Annotated in this window: 17 protein-coding genes; 10 read left to right on the top strand and 7 right to left on the bottom strand. The window is 64.2% G+C overall.

Annotated features, from left to right (window positions below; translation table 11 throughout):
• Positions 1-3: 3 nt before the first annotated feature.
• The 5 genes from xylB to ACVOKO_RS00515 all read right to left on the bottom strand — a co-directional run bounded on the left by xylB (position 4) and on the right by ACVOKO_RS00515 (position 8,315).
• Positions 4-1,497 (bottom strand): xylulokinase, encoded by a 1,494-nt coding sequence (gene xylB, locus ACVOKO_RS00535; RefSeq protein WP_346496240.1) that lies wholly within the window; start codon positions 1,495-1,497, stop codon positions 4-6.
• A 201-nt stretch (positions 1,498-1,698) separates the two neighbouring features.
• Entirely contained in the window at positions 1,699-3,228 is a 1,530-nt protein-coding gene (locus ACVOKO_RS00530) for a tryptophan halogenase family protein (RefSeq protein ID WP_346496238.1), read from the bottom strand.
• A 13-nt stretch (positions 3,229-3,241) separates the two neighbouring features.
• Positions 3,242-4,249 carry a cupin-like domain-containing protein gene (locus tag ACVOKO_RS00525; RefSeq protein ID WP_430980680.1) on the bottom strand — a complete coding sequence of 336 codons (1,008 nt, stop codon included), beginning with the start codon at positions 4,247-4,249 and terminating at the stop codon, positions 3,242-3,244.
• 15 nt (positions 4,250-4,264) lie between these two features.
• Complete coding sequence (locus tag ACVOKO_RS00520) at positions 4,265-5,023, bottom strand: SapC family protein (protein WP_346496236.1); 759 nt, start codon at positions 5,021-5,023, stop codon at positions 4,265-4,267.
• Positions 5,024-5,180: 157 nt separating this feature from the next.
• A complete protein-coding gene (locus tag ACVOKO_RS00515) occupies positions 5,181-8,315 on the bottom strand; it encodes a TonB-dependent receptor (protein WP_346496234.1) in 3,135 nt (1,044 codons plus the stop codon).
• Positions 8,316-8,761: 446 nt separating this feature from the next.
• On the opposite strand from ACVOKO_RS00515, the gene ACVOKO_RS00510 reads away from it, so the two are divergent.
• A complete protein-coding gene (locus ACVOKO_RS00510; RefSeq protein ID WP_346496232.1) occupies positions 8,762-9,835 on the top strand; it encodes a LacI family DNA-binding transcriptional regulator in 1,074 nt (357 codons plus the stop codon).
• Between the two features lie 36 nt (positions 9,836-9,871).
• Here ACVOKO_RS00510 and ACVOKO_RS00505 read toward each other — a convergent pair whose 3' ends face one another.
• Both ACVOKO_RS00505 and ACVOKO_RS00500 read right to left on the bottom strand, forming a co-directional pair.
• Positions 9,872-10,552: a ChrR family anti-sigma-E factor gene (locus ACVOKO_RS00505; protein ID WP_346496230.1), complete on the bottom strand. Its 681-nt coding sequence runs from the start codon at positions 10,550-10,552 to the stop codon at positions 9,872-9,874.
• Positions 10,549-11,172 (bottom strand): sigma-70 family RNA polymerase sigma factor, encoded by a 624-nt coding sequence (locus tag ACVOKO_RS00500; RefSeq protein WP_346496228.1) that lies wholly within the window; start codon positions 11,170-11,172, stop codon positions 10,549-10,551. Before ACVOKO_RS00500 ends, ACVOKO_RS00505 begins: the two co-directional genes overlap by 4 nt.
• A 131-nt stretch (positions 11,173-11,303) precedes the next feature.
• Between ACVOKO_RS00500 and ACVOKO_RS00495 the strand changes: the two genes are divergently transcribed.
• The 9 genes from ACVOKO_RS00495 to ACVOKO_RS00455 all read left to right on the top strand — a co-directional run bounded on the left by ACVOKO_RS00495 (position 11,304) and on the right by ACVOKO_RS00455 (position 19,350).
• On the top strand, positions 11,304-12,071 hold the full coding sequence (locus tag ACVOKO_RS00495; protein ID WP_346496226.1) for a hypothetical protein: 768 nt from the start codon (positions 11,304-11,306) through the stop codon (positions 12,069-12,071).
• A gap of 82 nt (positions 12,072-12,153) precedes the next feature.
• A complete protein-coding gene (locus ACVOKO_RS00490; RefSeq protein ID WP_346496224.1) occupies positions 12,154-13,104 on the top strand; it encodes an acyl-CoA desaturase in 951 nt (316 codons plus the stop codon).
• Between the two features lies 1 nt (position 13,105).
• Positions 13,106-14,383, top strand: a complete 1,278-nt coding sequence (locus ACVOKO_RS00485; protein WP_346496222.1) for an NAD(P)/FAD-dependent oxidoreductase — start codon at positions 13,106-13,108, stop codon at positions 14,381-14,383.
• The gene (locus ACVOKO_RS00480; RefSeq protein WP_346496220.1) at positions 14,380-15,147 is read left to right on the top strand and encodes a DUF1365 domain-containing protein; all 768 of its coding nucleotides are present in this window, start codon (positions 14,380-14,382) and stop codon (positions 15,145-15,147) included. Before ACVOKO_RS00485 ends, ACVOKO_RS00480 begins: the two co-directional genes overlap by 4 nt.
• Positions 15,144-16,400: a class I SAM-dependent methyltransferase gene (locus tag ACVOKO_RS00475; protein WP_346496218.1), complete on the top strand. Its 1,257-nt coding sequence runs from the start codon at positions 15,144-15,146 to the stop codon at positions 16,398-16,400. The genes ACVOKO_RS00480 and ACVOKO_RS00475 overlap by 4 nt, the downstream gene beginning before the upstream one ends.
• 1 nt (position 16,401) lies before the next feature.
• Positions 16,402-16,947, top strand: a complete 546-nt coding sequence (locus ACVOKO_RS00470; protein WP_346496216.1) for a DUF2878 domain-containing protein — start codon at positions 16,402-16,404, stop codon at positions 16,945-16,947.
• On the top strand, positions 16,944-17,729 hold the full coding sequence (locus ACVOKO_RS00465; protein ID WP_346496214.1) for a DUF1295 domain-containing protein: 786 nt from the start codon (positions 16,944-16,946) through the stop codon (positions 17,727-17,729). Before ACVOKO_RS00470 ends, ACVOKO_RS00465 begins: the two co-directional genes overlap by 4 nt.
• Entirely contained in the window at positions 17,726-18,799 is a 1,074-nt protein-coding gene (locus tag ACVOKO_RS00460) for an SAM-dependent methyltransferase (RefSeq protein WP_346496212.1), read from the top strand. The genes ACVOKO_RS00465 and ACVOKO_RS00460 overlap by 4 nt, the downstream gene beginning before the upstream one ends.
• Positions 18,800-18,807: 8 nt before the next feature.
• Positions 18,808-19,350 (top strand): lipocalin family protein, encoded by a 543-nt coding sequence (locus tag ACVOKO_RS00455; RefSeq protein ID WP_346496210.1) that lies wholly within the window; start codon positions 18,808-18,810, stop codon positions 19,348-19,350.
• Positions 19,351-19,452: the final 102 nt, after the last annotated feature.

Raw genomic sequence — 19,452 nt, 5'->3', positions numbered from 1 at the left:
ACATCAGCCGCGCTGCAGCGGCGTGATGGCGTCGAGATGTCGCAGGAAACGTGTGTATGCCGTGGCGTAAGCCTGGCTTCGTTGCGGGTCGGGCCGCGCGGACAACGCCGGGTCGACGGCGACATGCAGGCGGGTGATGTCCGCGATCGATGCCGTATCACCGCGTGCCAGGCCAATGGCCCACAGCGCCTGCAATGCCGCACCAAACGCGGCGCCTTCGGGCTGGGTGGGCACGTCCACCGGCAAGCCGAATACGTCGGCCACCAGTTGACGCCACGCGGCGCTGTTGCTGCCGCCGCCAGTCAGTACGATGCGCTCGAACTGCATGCCTGCGCCGACAAACGCGTCGTAGCCGTATTTCAGGCTGTAGGTCGCCCCTTCCATCGCGGCGCGGTAGATGTGTGCCGCCGTCATATTGGTGGTGTCCAGGCCCGCCAGCACGCCTTTGCCGAGCGGCAGGTCGGGGGTGCGCTCACCATTGAGGAAGGGGAGCATCACCAGTCCATCCGCGCCGGGCGCGGTGTCGCGCAGGTGTGCGTCACCATCGCGTGTGCTGAAACCGAATGCAGTGGCGACCTGCTCGGTTGCCACGGTGCAGTTCATTGTGCAGATCAGCGGCAGCCAGCCACCGGTGGACGAACAGAACGCGGCCCATGCCCCGTCGGGGTCAACCACCGGTGTATCCGAATAGGCAAACAAGGTGCCGGAGGTACCCAGACTCATCGCCAGCCGACCCTGCTCGACGCAACCGGTACCGATGGCGGCCATCATGTTGTCGCCGCCACCCACCGCGACCTTCACCGTTGCCTGCAAACCCAGTGCGTTGGCGGTAGCCGGCTCGATATCAAACAGCTCATCCGGATTGGCGATGCGCGGCAAGCAGGCGCCAAGGTCACGCTGCGAATCGGTCGCACGCAGCAGCTCGGCTGACCAGCTGCGGCTGCGCACGTCGAGCCAGCCTGTGCCGGAAGCATCGCCGTATTCGCAGAAACGCTGGCCGGTCAGGACGAAGTTGAGATAGTCATGCGGCAACAGAATGGTGGCCAGCTGCGCGTAGGCGGCAGGCCGGTGCGTCTTTGTCCATGGCAGCTTGGATGCGGTGTAGCCGGCAAGGATGGGATTGCCGGCGAGCGCGATGGTCCGCGCAACGCCGCCTGACGCGTCCATGATCTGCGTGCACTCGGCCGCAGTGCTGGTGTCACACCACAGCTTGGCCGGTGCCAGCACATCGCCTGCGCCATCCACCGCTACAAAACCGTGCTGCTGGCCAGATACCGCCAACGCAACAATGCGTGAGCGCACGGAAGGATCAATCTGCCGGAAGCACGCGTGCAGCGCGGCCACCCAGTCGGCCGGTAGTTGCTCGCGGCTGCCATCTGCAGCGCTGATCATGTCCAGCGGCATGCTGGTGCTGGCAACCACGATACGCCCGGCAGGGTCATAGACCACCACCTTGAGGCTCTGCGTACCTGCATCAATTCCGGCAACCAGATCCATCAAAAACGCCTCCGACTCGTTGAAAGGTAGCGCTACCATTTGCTTCGGTAAAAAAAGGGAACGCAGTCCTGTTCCCTCTTTTCCACCACAGCGTTGCCGCCTGCGGTGTTGTCGCACTGTAACCAGCCACAGCAGAAAAAGCGTGCTGCAACGCAAAACCGTGGCACTGGCAACGCATGTCGTTTGCCAGTGCCTTTCCCGCTACGCCATTGCCACGCTGGGCCGCCACACTTCCGCCGCTGCCTTGCAGTAGCGTTCGATGAATTCAGCCTGCGACGGCATCTGCGCGGCAGCGTGCCGCACTGGCTGGCGGATCCCATCCAGCAAGGTGCGCAGATCCGCATCACCCAGGGAACGGGCAAGCGGATGCGGACTGCCTGGTTGGATGCCCTGCCCCAGCAGCACGCTGGTCCAGGACTCCACCCGGAACAATTCACCGGGGTCCTGCCAGGCATGCGCGCGTTCGCGCCATGCACGCAGCCGCAGCTGCAGCGACGCGGGCAGTTCCATCTCACGGCAGGCCTTCCACATCGGCTCGTCGCGCTGCGTCGCGTGGTAGTGCAGGATGATGAAATCGCGCACGTGCTCCATCTCCGCGCGACTTACATCGTTGTACAGATCGACCAGCGATGGGCTGATTCCGTCGAACGGAAACAGCTGGATAAGCCGCACTACCGCACTGATGGTCAGGTGGATGCTGGTCGACTCCAACGGCTCGATGAAGCCACTGGCAAGACCCAATGCGACCACGTTCTTGTTCCATGCCTTGAGCCGGCGCCCGCTGCGGAACGGCACCAGCCATGGATCGCGCAGCGGCGGCGCAGCTACATCGCGCAGCAGCTTGGCATGCGCCTCGTCATCGGACATGTGGCGACTGGAGAACACCAACCCACACCCCACGCGGTGTTGCAGGGCAATATGCCAGCGCCAGCCAGCCTCATGCGCGATGGCGCGGGTATAGGGCACCGGCGGCCCCACCGCTTCGGTCTGCACCGCCACGGCCTTGTCACTGGGCAACCACTGGTGCCAATCCTCATAGCCGGTATGCAGGGTCTGTTCGGTCAACAAGCCACGGAAGCCGGTGCAATCGATGAACAGATCGCCTTCTATCACCTGCCCGTCTTCCAGCACCAGCGACTGCACCGAGCCGTCATGCGCGTGCTGCCTTACTTCCCGGATCTTTCCTTCCACCCGCCGCAGGCCGTGGCCCTCGGCTTTGCGGCGCAGGAATTTTGCATAGAGCCCGGCATCGAAGTGATAGGCATAACTGGCCTGCGGCTGGGTCTGCAGGGAAAACCGGTCGTCGCGCGAGGCCACGCTTTCCAGACAGAAGTCACCCAGGTCCGATGGCATGCCACGGCGCAGGCTGTCCAGCCAGAAGTGATGGAACGGCGTTGCCCAGGTACCTTTGCCGATGGTGCCGAATGGATGAAAAAAATGCTCCCCGGGCCGGCGCCAGTTCTCGAACGAGATGGACAGCTTGAACGTCCCGGCGACGGCACGCATGAACTCCTGCTCGTCGATCTGCAGGAAGCGATGGAAGGTGCGGATGGGTGGCACCGTCGATTCACCAACGCCCACGGTGCCAATCTGTTCGGACTCCACCAGGGTGATGTCCAGCTGGTCGCGGAACTGGTGGGCCAGCGCACAGCCGGCCAACCATCCCGCCGTGCCGCCGCCAGCGATGACAACCTTGCGGATACGCCCTTCTGTTGTAGTTGCAGCGTCCAAAGCTTTGCTCCTGTCAGCGGTTGAGTCGGCCCAGCAACATGGCACGCATACGCCGCGCCTGCGTCTCGTCGAAAGGTGCAAGCTCGCCCCTGGCAGCTTCGGGCAGGTGTTGCCCTGCCCGCCCGCCAGGACCGAATACGTAGTAGTCGAAGATCGCTGCCCACGCCTGTTTCTGCTGCGCCGGCAGGTCGCGTATTGCCCACATCGCATGCTGCAGCGCAGGCAGCGGCACGCCCAGGAACGCCGGCGAACTGCGCCACCAGTAATTCACCAGAACGTTGAACGGTTCCAGGCTGCGCACGTGATGCCACCACATGCTGGGAATGAAGATCGCGTCACCGGGCTCGAGCACTGCGCTCTGCGCGGTGGCCAGTGCCTGGCGGAAGCGTGGATGGCGCTCGAAATCCGGGCGATCGAAATCGACCACGCTGACCACCTGCCCGCCCGGCGTCGGTTCAAGCGGCCCCGGATACAGATTGTCGATCTGTGCAGGCGGAAACAAGGTGAACTGGCGCCGGCCCACCGCACAACACGCCAGGTTGTCCGGGGTGTCGTAATGGCAGGAGGCGGTTACCCGATTGCCGATCCAGATGCTGGCCGACGCATCGATTCCCTGCCCGGCCAGCCCCGCATCATTGGCCTGTGCAAACCCGGGCAGCGCCCGCTCGATCAGCAGCGAGGCGACGTAATAGGTTGGCGGCCGCGGAAGCAGAAGGTTCTGTGAGATTTCATCGAGTACCTGCGCAAGCAGCCCGCGCCGGACTTCGAAATTCAGTTGCGTGAAATCAGCGTTGTAGAACGGGCGGCCTTCGATCTCGGGGCCACCGAACGAATACTGCAGGGGCACGCCGGCATCAAAACCGCGCAGGTAGTCAAACGCGTGCTGGGTGGAGCGCAGTCCTGCCTGCACCAAACCCCAGTTGCGCGCGATGCCCCTGAGCACCACCGGCTGTCCCTGCGCTGCCAATGCCGCCAACGGCAGCGCATCTGCATCAAGGCCTTCCAGCGTTCGCATCGGCATGCCGTGAAGCACGGTTCAATTCCTGGTGGTCGAAACAGCGGATTCCTGCGTGCGCAGGCGGCGCTGCTTTTCAGCGATGAGCCGCCGCATGTTGTGCAACGACGCAAGCATCAGGTAGGCGCCCTCCAGATAGCCGGCGCCATTGAGCTCGCGCAGGTCCGCGCCGTCCAGCAACGCCAGTCTGTCCCGATCGATGCCGTGCAGGCCATTGACGCCCACGCGGTGCTGCTGGTCGATCTGCACGTCGAGCTTGATCGGTTGTATCAGACCTTTGGCATCGAGCGCGGCAAACATGTCTGTGCCAAACGCATTGCCGTCATGGATACCCCGCAACACGCCTGCGATGTGATCCAGGTACGCGCTGTTGCCACCTTGCGGCAGGAATACCGGCTCACCGGCGTCGGTATTCACGCGGGGGTGATCAAGGTCCACGTGCATTACCGCTTGCTGGACAAGTTCACCATCCACCCAGTCCTCCTGGAAGCCGATCAGAAACGGCCCTTTTGCCGCCGCCCCCGGCAGATAGGAGGCATTCCAGCGCCCTTCCTGCAGGAACAGATTCTCGTGCTGCTCGAAACCCAGCAGGGCGACCGATTGCCATGCTCCGCTTGCGGCGTCCCTGCGCAGGAAGATCGGGTACTCCCGCTGCAGTTCGGCGAACTCACTGGGGTAAGCCGGCACCATTCCCACTTCGTCGCCAAACTCGGGCCCAAAGCCGGTCGCTACCCGCAGCTCGCGATGGGCGATGTTGTTGAGCAATTCGTAGCGGGCCATGCTGTCTTCCAATCAGGTCGGGAGCCGTGCGCTGGCATGTTACCGCCGGCGCGCGGACCGTGTGCAGGCACGCGTGGTTCGACGCACCTGGAAAAGGTACCGCTGCTCGCGCAGCGGTACCGGTGACGCCCCTGCGGGGGGCCTTCTGTCAGCCGACTCAGAACTTGTAACGGACACCCAGCATGTAGCGCGGGCTCTGGTCAGCCAGCTTCACGATCATCTGCGAGGTGCGTGAACGCCAACGCACATCCTCACCGGTCAGGTTGATCGCTTCCAGGCCGAACGACCAGTGGTCATTGAGCGCGTAGTTCACGCTCAGGTCCCACTGCGCGTACTCCTCGACATAGTAGGGATTTCGGCTTGAACCCTGGTTGGCGAGGATCAGGTACTGGTCACGCCAGTTCCAGGCCAGGCGCACCGACCAGCCATACTTCTCGTACATCAGCATGGCGTTGGCGGTGTCACTCAGGCCGGTAAGCGAGAACTGGTCGATGCTCGGGTCACCGCCGTTGTCGTAGCCGACGTCGCCACGCACGATGGTGTAGTTGGCAAGCACGCCAAAACCGGTGTCGCCGAAGAAGTACTGGCCACCCAGTTCCCAGCCATGCAGCTTGGACTGATTCTGGTTGATCGGCCGATTGACGTTGAACAGGTACAACGGATCATTGGCCTGCCCGTGCAGGTCATACGCCGCTTCGGTGGCCAGCACCTGCGCATCGGTACCGTTGTAGGCACCCAGCCCGGCTGGATTGTTGCGCAGCAGCGCAAGCGCGGTGAACAGCGACGTGTCGTTGGCCGAGCATGCCGCTGCGTTGGCTGCACCAACCTGCGTAGCGCAGGCCGCGCTGGTGAGGAAGGCCAATGCCGCCTGGGCATCCGGCCCGGAGGTCGGATCGGTCAGTCCGTACAAGCTCTCCTGCACGATGGTGTTACCGATGAAGTTGTCTACGGACTTGTTCCAGTACGTCAACGACACATAGCTGGCGTCGGCGAAATACCATTCAACACCCAGGTCCAGATTGTCCGATTCCAGCGGCTTCAAGGCCGGATTCTGTGCGTTGCCACTGGCCCGTGACGATGGATCGATCAACACCGAGCCGAAGGGCTGCTGAGCGCCGGGCCCTGCATAGAGGTTGCCATAAGGTGCACGTGCAATGCTCTTGCCAAATGAAGCGCGGCCCTTGATCTCATCGGTGATATCAATGCTGAAGTCGAGGTTTGGCAGGATGTAGCTGTACTTGGCCTTCTCGCTGAAAGGCTGCTGCTCATCGGACAGCACCACGCGGAAATCGTTGTTGGACTGCCACTCGATCGATTCCGGGATGGCGATGACCGACGTCGATACCACATCCGTGGTTTCGTAGCGCACGCCCAGCCGGGTATTGGTGCGCATGCTACCCAGCTGACCATCCAGTTCAACCTGGAAGTACGCGGATCTGGTCTTTTCTTCCACGCGGTTATCGGCGGCACGCTGCGGGCTTACCCCAAGGCCTACGCCATATTGACTGGCAGCCCATTGCGCGAGAGTGCCGGCATTGCCGCGCCACGCCGACCAGCTGTTGGCGTTGTAGTCGTCGAACAAGCCGACGATGCTGACCGGCTGCAGCAGGTCCATCAGCCCGCCGGCGGTGTCGCCGTCGACATTGGCCACGCCCCAGTCACCCAGGGTGGAATAGGCCTCGGCGGCCTGGATGCGATGAGTCGATGACTTGTTGCTGTCCACGCCAAACTGGAAGCGACCCTGATCGAAACTCCACTCACCGTCCACCCGCGCCTGCTTGATCTCGCTGATCTGGGTCTGCGCGTTGACACGCAGCACCTGTGAGCCGATCTCGCCTGCTGCAAACCCCGGGTTTACCACGCCGTTGGTGCCGGCGACGGCATCGGCCGTGCTGGGGTACCAGGTCTGCGTACCCACCGGCAGGCCGTTGTTGAAATTCAGTTCCTGCACCCACGAACCACCGCAATGTGGACCGCTGGTGCAGTTGTTGGTGCCCGCGATGCTCATGAAGATGGAACCACCGCCGGTGAGCGGATCGTTGGGCCGGCTTTCGTTCTTCGAGTTGTGCGCATCGAAGCTGAGCTTGAACCGGTCGCTGACATCCCATACGCCATTGAAGCCCAACGAGCCCAACTTGTACTTCTGCATGCTGCGCTGCTGCTCAAGGCCGAAGTCCTTGGTGCCGGCGATCTCACGGATGTAGATCGGCGTGGCGACCGCGCCGCTGGTGTCGAACTCGACATTGGTGTAGTTGCTGTTCTGCAGCCACATGCCCTGCTCGCCACGATTCTCGGTGATTTCGTTGGTCGAATAGGTGTAATCCAGGGTCAGGGTCAGGCTATCCATCGGTGCGAACTGCAGCACCGCCTGGCCGTTGACGCGCTCGCGCTCGAACTCGGAGAACGCATAGCGCAGATCATTCGGGCGCCCGTACAACTGGCCGATCGCCGGCGCGTTCACCACGGTTGGATTGCCCGGCATCGTGCCGGTCCACGGCTGCACGTTCCAATAGTTGTCGGTGGCCTGCACCGAGCCACCCTTGCGCTTCTGCTGGCTCGCGCTGAGGCTGACGCCGAACGTCTTTTCCGGGTTGCTGTAGCTGAAGATGCCGGACAGTTCCGGAGTCAGGTCGTTGTCGAACGGCTGGCTCTGGTCCGAGACCACCTTGGCGCCGGCGTTGGCGACGAACCCTTCATGGTCGAACGGACGCGCGGTCAGGATGTTGATGGTGGCGCCGATGCCACCGCTGGGTACCTGCGCCTGGCTGGTCTTGTAGACCTCGATGCCGTTGATGGCCTCGGCCGCCAACTGGGCGAAGTTGAACGCGCGGGTGCCGCCATCGACGCCGCCGATGGCCACCTGGCCCGATGCACCGAACGCATCGGCACCCGGCATCTGGCGGCCGTTGAGCGTGACCATGTTGAACTGCGGGCCAAAGCCGCGTGCGGTTACCTGCGCACCCTCACCATCGCGGCGCTCAATCGAGATGCCAGTGATGCGCTGCAGTGATTCGGCCAGGTTGGTATCGGGAAACTTGCCGATATCCTCGGCACTGATCGCATCGACGACACCCGCCGAGTCGCGCTTGATGTCCATCGCCTGGCTGAGGCTGTTGCGGATGCCGGTTACCTGCACGGCGTCCAACTGCGTGGCTTTCTGCTGGGCCTGTTCCTGCGCTGCAACCGGTGCCGGCGTCGGCGCCTCCTGTCCGAACGCAGGATTGATGACCAGCACACCCCCGACGAAGGTGAACATGGCTCTGGATTTGAACTTCGTCAACTTCCGGCTCATGAACCGATCCTCGGGTCTGGAGTACTACGAAAAGTGCAAGCGCTCATGAATGTCCTCTCTCTGACATACGATCGAATGGATGTACCACCCCCTCCCAGGGGCACGCACGGGCGAGGCCCGTCTTCCAAACCGAACATCGCAATGCCCCCCAAGCGCACTGCGTCTGAAACGTGTTCCAAGCTTGCTGGTATGACCGCGAGTTGCAGAAGGCGAGCCGACAACCGGCCTCACCCGGTACAGTGGTAGCGCTACCATCGCGTCGGAGCGCAGACTAATCACCTGTGTTCTCACTTGTCACCGTGCAGCGCAGCAAAGCGAGTCCACTGGCTTATTCCCAAGCGATGAACAACGATAGGCAGGGGCATGGAATGCACTGCAGCGCTTGGTTTCCCGCAGGTAACGGGCGTTACAGATGGTCCGTAATTGAATCAAATGGAACCAATTGCATGAAGAAGAGCAGCAGATCGGTGCGCCGAAAAGGTGGCGCAATCACGATCGACGAAGTCGCCGCGCATGCGGGCGTATCGGCGATGACGGTATCGCGCGTGATCAACGGTCATGCGGGTGTACGCGATGGCAACCGCGAGCGCGTCATGCGCAGCGTGCGCGAGCTCGGCTACCGGCCGAACCTGGCCGCCAGTGCGCTGGCGGCGGCACAGCACACCTGCATCGCGTTGATCTATACCAACCCCAGCTCCAGCTACCTGCGCGAACTGCTGGTCGGCGCATTGCGCGGATCGACGCGAGCAGCGGCGCAGCTGGTGATCGCCACCTGGGACGAGCTGGACCCCAAGGCACGCAGGGGCGCCGCAAGACAGCTTTCCAACAGTGTGGCCGGGGTGATCCTGCCACCGCCGCTGTGTGAGTCAAAGGCCATCGTCGCCGAGTTCACACAGGCCGGCGTTGCCGTCGTATCCATCGCATCGGGGCATTTCAGCGACAGCATTTCCTGCGTGCGCATCGACGATCACCGCGCCAGCCATGACATGGTCACGCATCTGATCGAGCGCGGCCATACGCGCATCGGCTACATCAAGGGCGACCCGAACCAGACCGCCAGTGCGCATCGCTGGCAGGGTTATCGGGATGCACTGGCTGAAGCTGGCATCGCCTACGATGACAAGCTGGTGCAGCCGGGCTACTTCACCTATCGCTCGGGCCTGGAAGCGGCCGAACGCCTGCTCACCCTGCGCAGCCCACCCACTGCCATCTTCGCAAGCAACGACGACATGGCGTCGGCGGTGGTGTCGGTGGCACATCGACGCGGCCTGGATGTACCGCGCGACCTGTCGGTGGTGGGCTTCGATGATACGTCAGCGTCAACCATGGTATGGCCTGAACTGACCACCATTCACCAACCGGTAGCGGCAATGGCCGACGCTGCCATCGATATCCTGTTGCGCGAAATACGCCGAACGCAGGGCTCCGCGCGCGTCATCGTGAACCATGTTCTTCCGCACCAGCTGATATCCCGTTGGTCGGTTGCCGACAGGACGGACAGCAAGAAAAGCCGCAAGTAGAGCCTCAGATCGCCCTGCCACCAGCGCGACACTCTTTCAGAGTTTGACGAAGCGTTGCAGCTTGCGCGCCAGCCAGCCGCTGAATACCAGCGGCGCATCCAGCGCTGACACACAGATACAGGGAACCCCCGGCGCAGTGACCGGCTGGTGCTCGACATCCTCATCCAGGTCCGCCATGTCTCCTGGCGCAAACAGGCCCAGCGCATCGTTGTAGGAGCCGCGCAGAATCTGCGTCAACTCGCTGCGCCCATGGCTGTGCATCGGCAGGCATTTGCCGGGTGCGATCTTCAGCATGATCAGCGATGGCATCTGCTCGGCACGGATGCAATGCATGCCCGGGCCAATCCAGCGCCAGCGCAGGTTGCGCAGCGAACTGCCGAAATACGGGTGCAACGCAACCGGCAGGTGGTCCGGGTCGGCCTCGGGGCGCTCCCTCGGCAGCTGCCGGCCCACCGTTTCCACGCTGGGGCCGGCCTCGCCCGCCAACTGTGCGAGCATCGCCTCGCGCAGCTGTGCGCGACGCTGCTCTGCAGTGGCCGGGGCTGGCTGCGTCTGCTCCATCAGTACCGAGCCGATCGCTTCGGCCTGGCGCAGTTGCGCCCGGCAGTGCGGGCATTGCTCAAGATGGACACCGGCGACGATGCTCAATGGCGATGGCAGCGCGCCTGCGGCGTAGCTCATCAGGGTGGATTCGTGCAGATGGTGATGCGGATTCATCGTGCGCCCCCCACCTTGAGCTGCAGTTGCAGAAACGCACGCCGCAGATGGGATTTGACCGTGCCCAACGGCATGCCCAGCGCCTGCGCGATCTCGGCGTGGCTCTTGGCTTCGAAATACGACATGCGCACCAGCCTTGCCTGTACCGCCGGCAGGTCGTTGATGCGCTGGCGCAGCCGCGCCTGGTCGGCGTACTGCTCGGCACTGCTGCGCTCGAGCGGGTCGTCGGCAGCGGCTTCCTCCACCGCCGCCTGCACCTGCATCCAGCTGCGCTCGCGACGCACACGGTCGATATGCAGGTTGCGGCCAATCCGGTACAGCCAGGTGCTCAAGGCAGCTTGGGCCGGATTGAAGTCTGCCGCACGCAGCCAGAGCCGCAGCAGGCATTCCTGTGCCAGCTCTTCGGCAATCGATTCCGGGCACCCCAGCCCACGCAGGTAGACGCACAAGCGCGGCATGAAGTGATCGTAGATGCGCATGAAGCAATCGCGGTCACGCCGCAGCGCCACACCGTCCATGTCGCTGGCCCAGTTAGTCGGCTCGCTGCTCGGCTGCTGGGAACTGGACACGATGCGTGCGGTATGGAAGGTGGAAGTGAGGTGGGCAGCGTCAGGGTACATCAGCGTTCGCGGCAGGCGGTGAAGGTCTGTCATCCGTTACGGACGGAGGCGGCGATTGGATGCAGCAACGGCCTGCATCCGTCTGCCGCCACCACACGTACAGGGATTGCCGCCCTTCTGGAAGCAAGCCCATGCGTACGCTCTGGTTGCTGTTATGGCTCCCGCCCGTGGCCGCTGCCGCCCCCTTGCTGCGTAATGAGGGGGTTGCCACGACCGCACAGGGGACGGTGAGCTACCGCGAGGTGCATTGGCTGGGCAGCGGTGGCGAGGGCGCGCAGCGCTGGGTGCAATACCTGTGCCCGGACGGGCGCCCGTTCGCCAGAAAGCAGATGCCGGCCAGCGCACTGCCGGCGGCGCGCGGCTACCAATTGCAGGATCAGCGCAGCGGGCAGGCGGCGCTGGTGCGCATCGCCGATGGCCGGGCCTGGATCGACTGGCAGGAGGATGCCGCTGCGCCGCGCCGCAGCAGTTCGGTGGCGCTGCCAGCGGATGCTGTCGTCGATGCGGGGTTCGACGCGGCGGTGCGCCAGCACTGGCAGGCACTGATGCGCGGTGAGCCGCTCAGTCTTCCGTTCCTGGTCCCCGGCCGCCAGCGTTTCTATCCCATCAAAGTTCTGCACCGGGGGGCCGTGCGTTGGCAGGGCATCGCCGCCCACTCCATCGAGGTCAAGCTGGATGCCTGGTACGGCGGCATGGCACCACGCCTGGCGCTGATCTATGCGGACAGCGACCGCCGGCTGCTGCAGTTCCAGGGCACCAGCAACCTGCGCGATGCACGCGGCGACTATCCCCCGGTGACGGTGCGCTTCAGCGAGCCCGCCTCGCCACGCTCGCTCGAGCAATGGCAGCAGGCCTGGAGCCAGCCGCTGGTCGCCAGCTGTTCCGTTACGCGTGAGTGAAGTCGCAAATCGATCACGGCGGGCGCATCCAACGGGCGCCTTGCTACGTACAGATCAGCAAGCACCTCCAAGAGACACCGCCATGAACGCCGCCGCGCCCCTGCCCCGCCCTCGAGCGCGCCTGATCCGCACGCTGCAGCGTTGGTTCGATACCGGCGCGGGCGAGCCCGCAACGACCGACGCTGCAGTTGGGATCGACTGGCTGCGCGCGATCCCGTTCGTGCTGATGCACGTCGGTTGCCTGGGGGTGATCTGGGTCGGCGTATCCACCACGGCGGTACTCGTGGCTGCCGCGCTGTACGCCGTGCGTATGTTCGCGATAACCGCCTTCTACCACCGCTATTTCTCGCATCGCACTTTCGAGGCGCCACGCGCCGTGCAGTTCGTTTTTGCGGTGATCGGCGCCAGCAGCGTTCAGCGCGGCCCCTTGTGGTGGGCTGCACACCACCGCCACCACCATCGTCACGCCGACCAGCCGCAGGATCCGCATTCACCGCTGCAGGGCGGTTTCTGGCGCAGCCATCTGGGCTGGTTCCTGAGCAGCGGCGCCTTTGCCACCGACCTGAAGCGCGTCCCCGATCTGGCCCGGTTCGCGGAACTGCGCTGGCTGGACCGCTTCGACACCGTCGTTCCGCTGCTGCTGGCCGGCGGCCTGTATGGGCTGGGCGCCGTGCTGGAGCGCGTTGCTCCCGGCCTGCATACATCGGGAATGCAGCTTCTGGTATGGGGGTTCTTCATTTCCACCGTGCTGCTCTTCCACGCCACGGTCACCATCAACTCCCTCGCCCACCGGTTCGGCAGCCGCCGCTTCCAGACGCGCGACGACAGCCGCAACAATTTCTGGCTGGCGCTGCTGACCTTTGGCGAGGGATGGCACAACAACCATCATTTTTTCCCCGGCACAGTCCGCCAGGGTTTCCGCTGGTGGGAGCTGGACATGACCTGGTACGGGCTACGTGTGATGGCCGCACTGGGACTGGTGAAAGGCCTGAAACCCATTCCGGCCTGGGTGCTGGCAAAGGCGGAGCACTGACATGCGCATCGCGATAATCGGCTCGGGCATCGCCGGGCTGGCCAGTGCCTGGTGGCTGGACGGCGAGCATCAGGTAACGCTGTTCGAAGCCAATGACTATTTCGGCGGCCATACGCATACCCACGACGTCCAGGTGGGATCGGTCCGCATGGCCGTGGATACCGGTTTCATCGTCTTCAACGAGCTGCACTATCCCTTGCTGAGCGCATTGTTCGAAGAACTCGGGGTGGCGTCCAAGCCGACCACCATGAGCTTTTCAATGCACAGTGCGCGCAGTGGCGTGGAATACAACGCCACCTCGCTGGATGGCTTGTTCTGCCAGCGCCGCAACCTGGTGTCGCCACGGTTCTGGGGCATGCTTGCCGATCTGCGCAGGTTCTACCGCGAAGCTCCTTCGCTGTTGTCCGAGCCGGAGGGCCCTTCGCTGGGCCAGTACCTGCGGCAGCAACGCTATGGCGAAGCGTTCGTCGAGGAACACCTGCTGCCGATGGCCTCGGCTCTGTGGTCCTCGCCCACCGCGACAATCATGGACTTCCCGGCGCGCTACCTGGTCCAGTTCATGGCCAACCACCAGATGCTGCAGGCAACCGGCCGCGCCCCCTGGCGCGTGGTGGAAGGTGGCTCGGCACGCTATGTGGAGGCGCTGCGCCGGCGCTGGCAGGTCGAAGAACGCCTGCGCTGTGCGGTCAGCAAGGTCGAGCGGCTTGCCGACGGCGTGCGCGTGCACAGCGTCGCCGGCATCGAGGATTTCGACCAGGTGATCCTGGCCTGCCACAGTGATCAGGCGTTGGCCTTGCTTGCCGATGCCGATCGCACCGAACGCGACGTGCTTGGCACCATCCGCTACCAGCAGAACGAGGTGGTACTGCATACCGACGCCAAGCTGTTGCCGCGCAACCGCAAGGCATGGGCGGCCTGGAACGCGCACGTACCCGAAGACCGCACCGCGCCGTGCACCGTCAGCTATTGCATGAACCTGCTGCAGGGCCTGCCCGGCGACACACCGCTGATCGTCACCCTCAATCGCAGCGATGCCATCGACCCGGCCACGGTGCTGCGCCGGCTGCAGTACGCCCATCCGGTGCACGATGGCTCCGCCGTACGCGCGCAGCAACGCTGGGCTGAGCTGCAGGGGCGGCGCAACACCTGGTTTGCCGGCGCGTATTGGGGCTGGGGCTTCCATGAGGACGGCATCCGCAGCGCCAGGCGCGTGGTGGATGCCCTGCGCTGCCACACGCCGCTTCGCGCCCCGCAGCGCCACGCCGAGGTGCTCGCATGAGTGCCAGCGCGCTCTACTTCGGGCAGGTGATCCACCGCCGCCACCTGCCGCAGCCGCATGCCTTCCGCTACCCGGTGGCACAGCTTCTGCTCGATCTGGATGAGCTGGACGAGGTGTTCTCTCGGCGCTGGCTGTGGTCGGTGAACCGACGCAACCTGGCCCAGTTCCGCCGCAGCGACTACTTCGGTGACCCGGCGCAGCCGCTGGCCGACGCCGTGCGCGACCATGCTGCTCCGCAGCTCGGCCATCGCCCTGCGGGCCCCGTGCGGCTGCTGACGCACCTGCGTTTTGGTGGGCACGTCTTCAATCCGGTCAGCTTCTACTACTGCTACCAGGCCGATGGCACCACGCTGGACTGCATCGTGGCCGACATCACCAACACGCCGTGGAAGGAACGCCACGCCTACGTCCTGCCGGTCGCCACAGCCGCACACGAGGGCAATGCGCTGCGCTGGCAGTTCGACAAGTGCTTCCACGTCTCACCTTTCATGCCGATGAACTGCCGCTATGACTGGCGCTTCAGCGCGCCTGGGCAGTTCCTGCATGTGCATATGCAGGTCTGGCAGGACGGCATACGCCAGTTCGACGCCACCCAACACATGCAGCGCCGCCCGCTTGATGGTCGCGGCCTGGCCCGGGTACTGGCGCTGTATCCACTGATGACGATGCAGGTGGCTGCCGCCATCCATTGGCACGCCTTGCGACTGTGGTTGAAGGGCAACCCCGTCTACGACCATCCGTCCCCCGCCGAGAAAACCCGATGAACGAGATGACCCCTTCGATCACACTGCCCCGCCCAACCGCACTCGATCTGTTCCTGCGCCGACGGCTGCTTGCGCAGCTGACGCCGCTGCGCTCGGGCCAGCTGCGCGTGCGCGATGGCATGGGCGAAGTGCTGTTGGGCGAGCCCGGCGCGCTGCAGGCCACGGTCACCATCGACAACCCGGCGTTCTATCGCAAGGTTGCCGCACAAGGCAGCGTCGGCGCCGGCGAGAGCTACATCCACGGTGACTGGCACTGCGACGACCTGGTCGCGCTGGTGCGCCTGCTGGTGCGCAACCGCGACCTGCTGGACGCGATGGAACACGGGCCGGCACGCGTTGCTGGCTGGCTGCTGCGTGGCTGGAACCGTTTGCGCCGCAACAGCCGCGAAGGCAGCAGGCGCAACATCGCCGCCCATTACGATCTGGGCAACGACTTCTTCGCGTTGTTCCTGTCGCCGGACCTGATGTATTCCTCGGCGCTGTTCAGCAACGAAGAAGACACCCTGGAGTCTGCGTCCACCCGCAAATTGGACCGCATCTGCCAGCAGCTGAACCTGCAGCCGGGTGACCGCGTGGTGGAGATCGGCACCGGCTGGGGAGGCTTTGCACTGCACGCCGCCCAGCACTATGGCTGCCATGTCACCACCACCACCATCTCGGCAGAGCAGCATGCATTGGCATCCCAGCGCGTCGCTGCCGCCGGGCTGCAAGACCGCATCACCCTGCTGATGCAGGACTACCGCGACCTGCAGGGGCAGTTCGACAAGCTCGTCTCCATCGAGATGATCGAGGCCATCGGCGCCGAATACCTGGACGTCTACATGGCCACCTTGCAGCGCCTGCTGAAACCCACCGGTGTCGCGCTGCTGCAGGCCATCACCATCGAGGACCATCGCTATGAGCAGGCGCGGTCCAGCGTGGATTACATCAAGCGCTATGTATTCCCCGGCAGTTTCATTCCCTCCATCAACGCAATCATGGCCGCCAAGACCCGCGCCAGCGACCTGCAGCTGATTGCCCAGCAGGACTTCGGCCACTCCTATGCGCTGACCCTGCGCGCCTGGCGCAGGCGCTTCCTGGCCCAGCTGCCCGCAGTGCATGCGCAGGGATTCAGCGCCGGCTTCTGCCGTTCGTGGGAGTTCTACCTGGCGTACTGCGAAGGCGGCTTCCTGGAGCGCTCCATCGGCGTCTCGCACCTGCTGCTGGCGCGCCCTGGCCATCGGCCAGAACACACTGCAACGGACCGGCGCTGACATGCGCATGTGGGCCAACCTGCTCGGCAACCAACTTGTCTGGCTATGCGCCGTGGCCGGCGCCGGGCGCGGCTGGCAGTGGCCGGCACTGCTGGCGGCAACGCTTTATGTGGGCAGCCAGCTGGCCAGCTCGGCACAACCACGGGTGGATCTGCGCCTGCTGGCACTGGCCTTGGTCTGCGCATGGTGGGTGGACGGCCTTGCGGCAGCCACCGGCAGCGTACGCTACGCCGCCGCGCCGCTGGGCTGGGCACCTCCGCCCTGGATATTGTCGCTGTGGGCAGCGTTCGCGATGACGATCACCGGCTCGATGGCGTTCCTGCAGCGCCACGCTGTGCTGCCGGCGGTGTTTGGCCTGCTGCTGGCCCCGCTTGCCTACCTGTCCGCCGCGCGCGGTTTCGACGCGGTGCGGTTTTCGCTGCCGGCATGGCACGGCGTGCTGCTGCTCGGCGTGTGCTGGGGAATCGCCCTGTCGTTGTTGTGTGGCGCGGCGCGCCGTTGGTCGCGTACTGCAACCTACCGCCCTGCCAGTGGAGTTTCGCCATGAAAGATCTGATCTGGGTACTGGCCGGCGCCGTCGTGCTGATGGGATGGGGTTGGCTGTGGCAACGCCGGCACCGCAATATCGGCGTAGTCGATGTGCTGTGGGCCTTGGGCTTGGCCATGGCAGCAGTGTTGTTGGCGCTGCTGGGCAACGGTGCAGCGCTGCCGCGTACCGCGCTGGGCGTACTGGCTGGGCTGTGGGGCAGCCGCTTGGCGTTACATCTGTGGCGCAGGGTGCGCAGCGAGGAGGAAGACGGGCGCTACCGCTACCTGCGCGAACATTGGCAGGGGCATCAAGGCAAGATATTCGGGTTTTTCATGGCCCAGGCGATGCTGATCCTGCTGTTCGCGCTGCCCTTCATCGCGGTGGCAGTGAACCGGAAAACGTATATGTACGGCTGGCTTGCCGCAGCGGCAGCGGTGTGGCTGCTGAGCGTTGCCGGTGAGTCTCTGGCCGACAGGCAACTGGCGCGCTTCCGCGCCGATCCAGCCAACCGTGGCCGCACCTGCCGCGACGGACTGTGGCGCTACTCGCGCCATCCGAACTATTTCTTTGAATGGCTGCACTGGTTCACCTACCCGCTGCTGGCAGTGGGTTCGCCACTGTGGTGGCTGGCCTGGATCGGCCCCGTGCTGATGTATCTGTTCCTGCGCTATCTCAGCGGCATCCCCTTCACCGAGAAGCAGGCACTGCGCAGCCGTGGCGAGGACTACCGCGCCTACCAACGCAGTACGCCAATGTTTTTCCCCTGGTTTCCGCAGCCTTCCAAGGAGCACTCGCCATGACCGACAGCGCATCACTGCACCCCACCACGGATGCCGAGACCGGCATGGTGGTCTGGGCCGAACGTGGGCTTGTGCCCGATGCCGTACTGCGTGCAGGTATCCGCCGCTTGTGCACGCAGCGTTTGCAGGAGGAAACCGAAGGTGGTGTCGAGGCGCAGTCGGAACGTTTCAGCCGGCGCATCGCCGAGCTGTCCAGCAGCCCGCTGGCATTGCATGTGGATGCGGCCAACCGCCAGCACTACGAAGTGCCCGCCGGCTTCTTCCAGGCCTGCCTCGGCAAACAGCTCAAGTACAGCAGCTGCTACTTCCCCACCGGCGAGGAGAGCCTGGACCAGGCCGAAGAGGAAATGCTGACGCTCTATGCGCAACGCGCCGGCCTGAGCGATGGCCAGCATATTCTCGAGCTGGGCTGCGGCTGGGGCTCGTTGACCTTGTGGATGGCCGAGCACTACCGGCATTCACGTATCACCGCCGTGTCCAACTCCCACAGCCAGCGTGAGCACATCCTTGCCCAGTGCGAGTTCCGTGGCCTGCACAACGTGGAGGTGCTGACCTGCGATGTGAACCAGCTGGAGCTACCTGCGGCGCATTTCGACCGCTGCGTGTCGGTGGAGATGTTCGAACACGTGCGCAACTACGAGCGCCTGCTCTCGCGCATCGCACAATGGCTGAAGCCTGATGGCGCGTTGTTCGTGCACATCTTCGCCCACCGGACCCAGATGTATCCGTTCGAGACCGACGGTGGCGACAACTGGATGGGCCGGCACTTCTTCACCGGCGGGCTGATGCCGTCGGTGGATACCTTGCTGCATTTCCAGCGTGACCTGCACCTGGAAAAGCGCTGGCTGCTGGACGGCAGACATTACCAGCGCACTGCCAACCTCTGGCTGGCCAACCAGGATGCGGCACGGGTGGAAGTGATGGCCGTGCTGGAGGCCACCTATGGGCAGGCCGATGCAAAGATCTGGTGGCAACGCTGGCGGATGTTCTGGATGGCCTGCGCGGAACTGTTTGGCTATGCGGATGGCCAGGAATGGCTGGTGGCGCACTATCTTTTTCGGCCCAACTGAGGTGCAGCATGCGCATTGTCTCCCTGCTTTCGGTATTGGCCGTGGCCCTGTTCGGCAGCGGTTGCAGCGCCACGGAAACGCGGCCGCTACCCCGCCCCGATTCGGTCGACGTTCCCCGCTTCATGGGCGACTGGTATGTGATCGCGCACATCCCGTCACGGCCTGAGCGCAAGGCCTTCGATGCAGTGGAGCGTTATGCGCTGCGCCCGGATGGGCGCATCCAGACCACCTTCACCTACCGCAACGGCAGCTTCGATGCGGCGCAGAAGACAATGCATCCTATCGGCACGGTGGAGGCGCACGGCAACGGTGCCATCTGGGGCATGCAGTTCATCTGGCCGATCAAGGCGGAATATGTGATCGCCTGGCTGGACGACAGCTACGCGCAGACCATCGTTGCGCGCAGCAAGCGGGATTACGTCTGGTATATGGCGCGCACCCCGCAGGTCAGCGAAGCCGACTATCAAAGTGCCGTGCAGCGCATCCAGGCAATGGGCTATGAAGTAAGCAAACTACGCCGCGTACCCCAATCCGAGCGCGCCTCGAACTAGCGCGCCAACCGGCGCTTCCTGCCAAGCCATGGGCAGCATTGCCGGCGCTGCCAAGGCTGCGCTGCCGGGGCCAGCGTTTGGATTCCGCGCGCAGGCAGACAG

This window comes from Stenotrophomonas sp. STEN240 (assembly GCF_056756175.1).
Note: the sequence above shows the minus strand (reverse complement) of the source record. Positions and strands in the feature narration are given on the sequence as shown.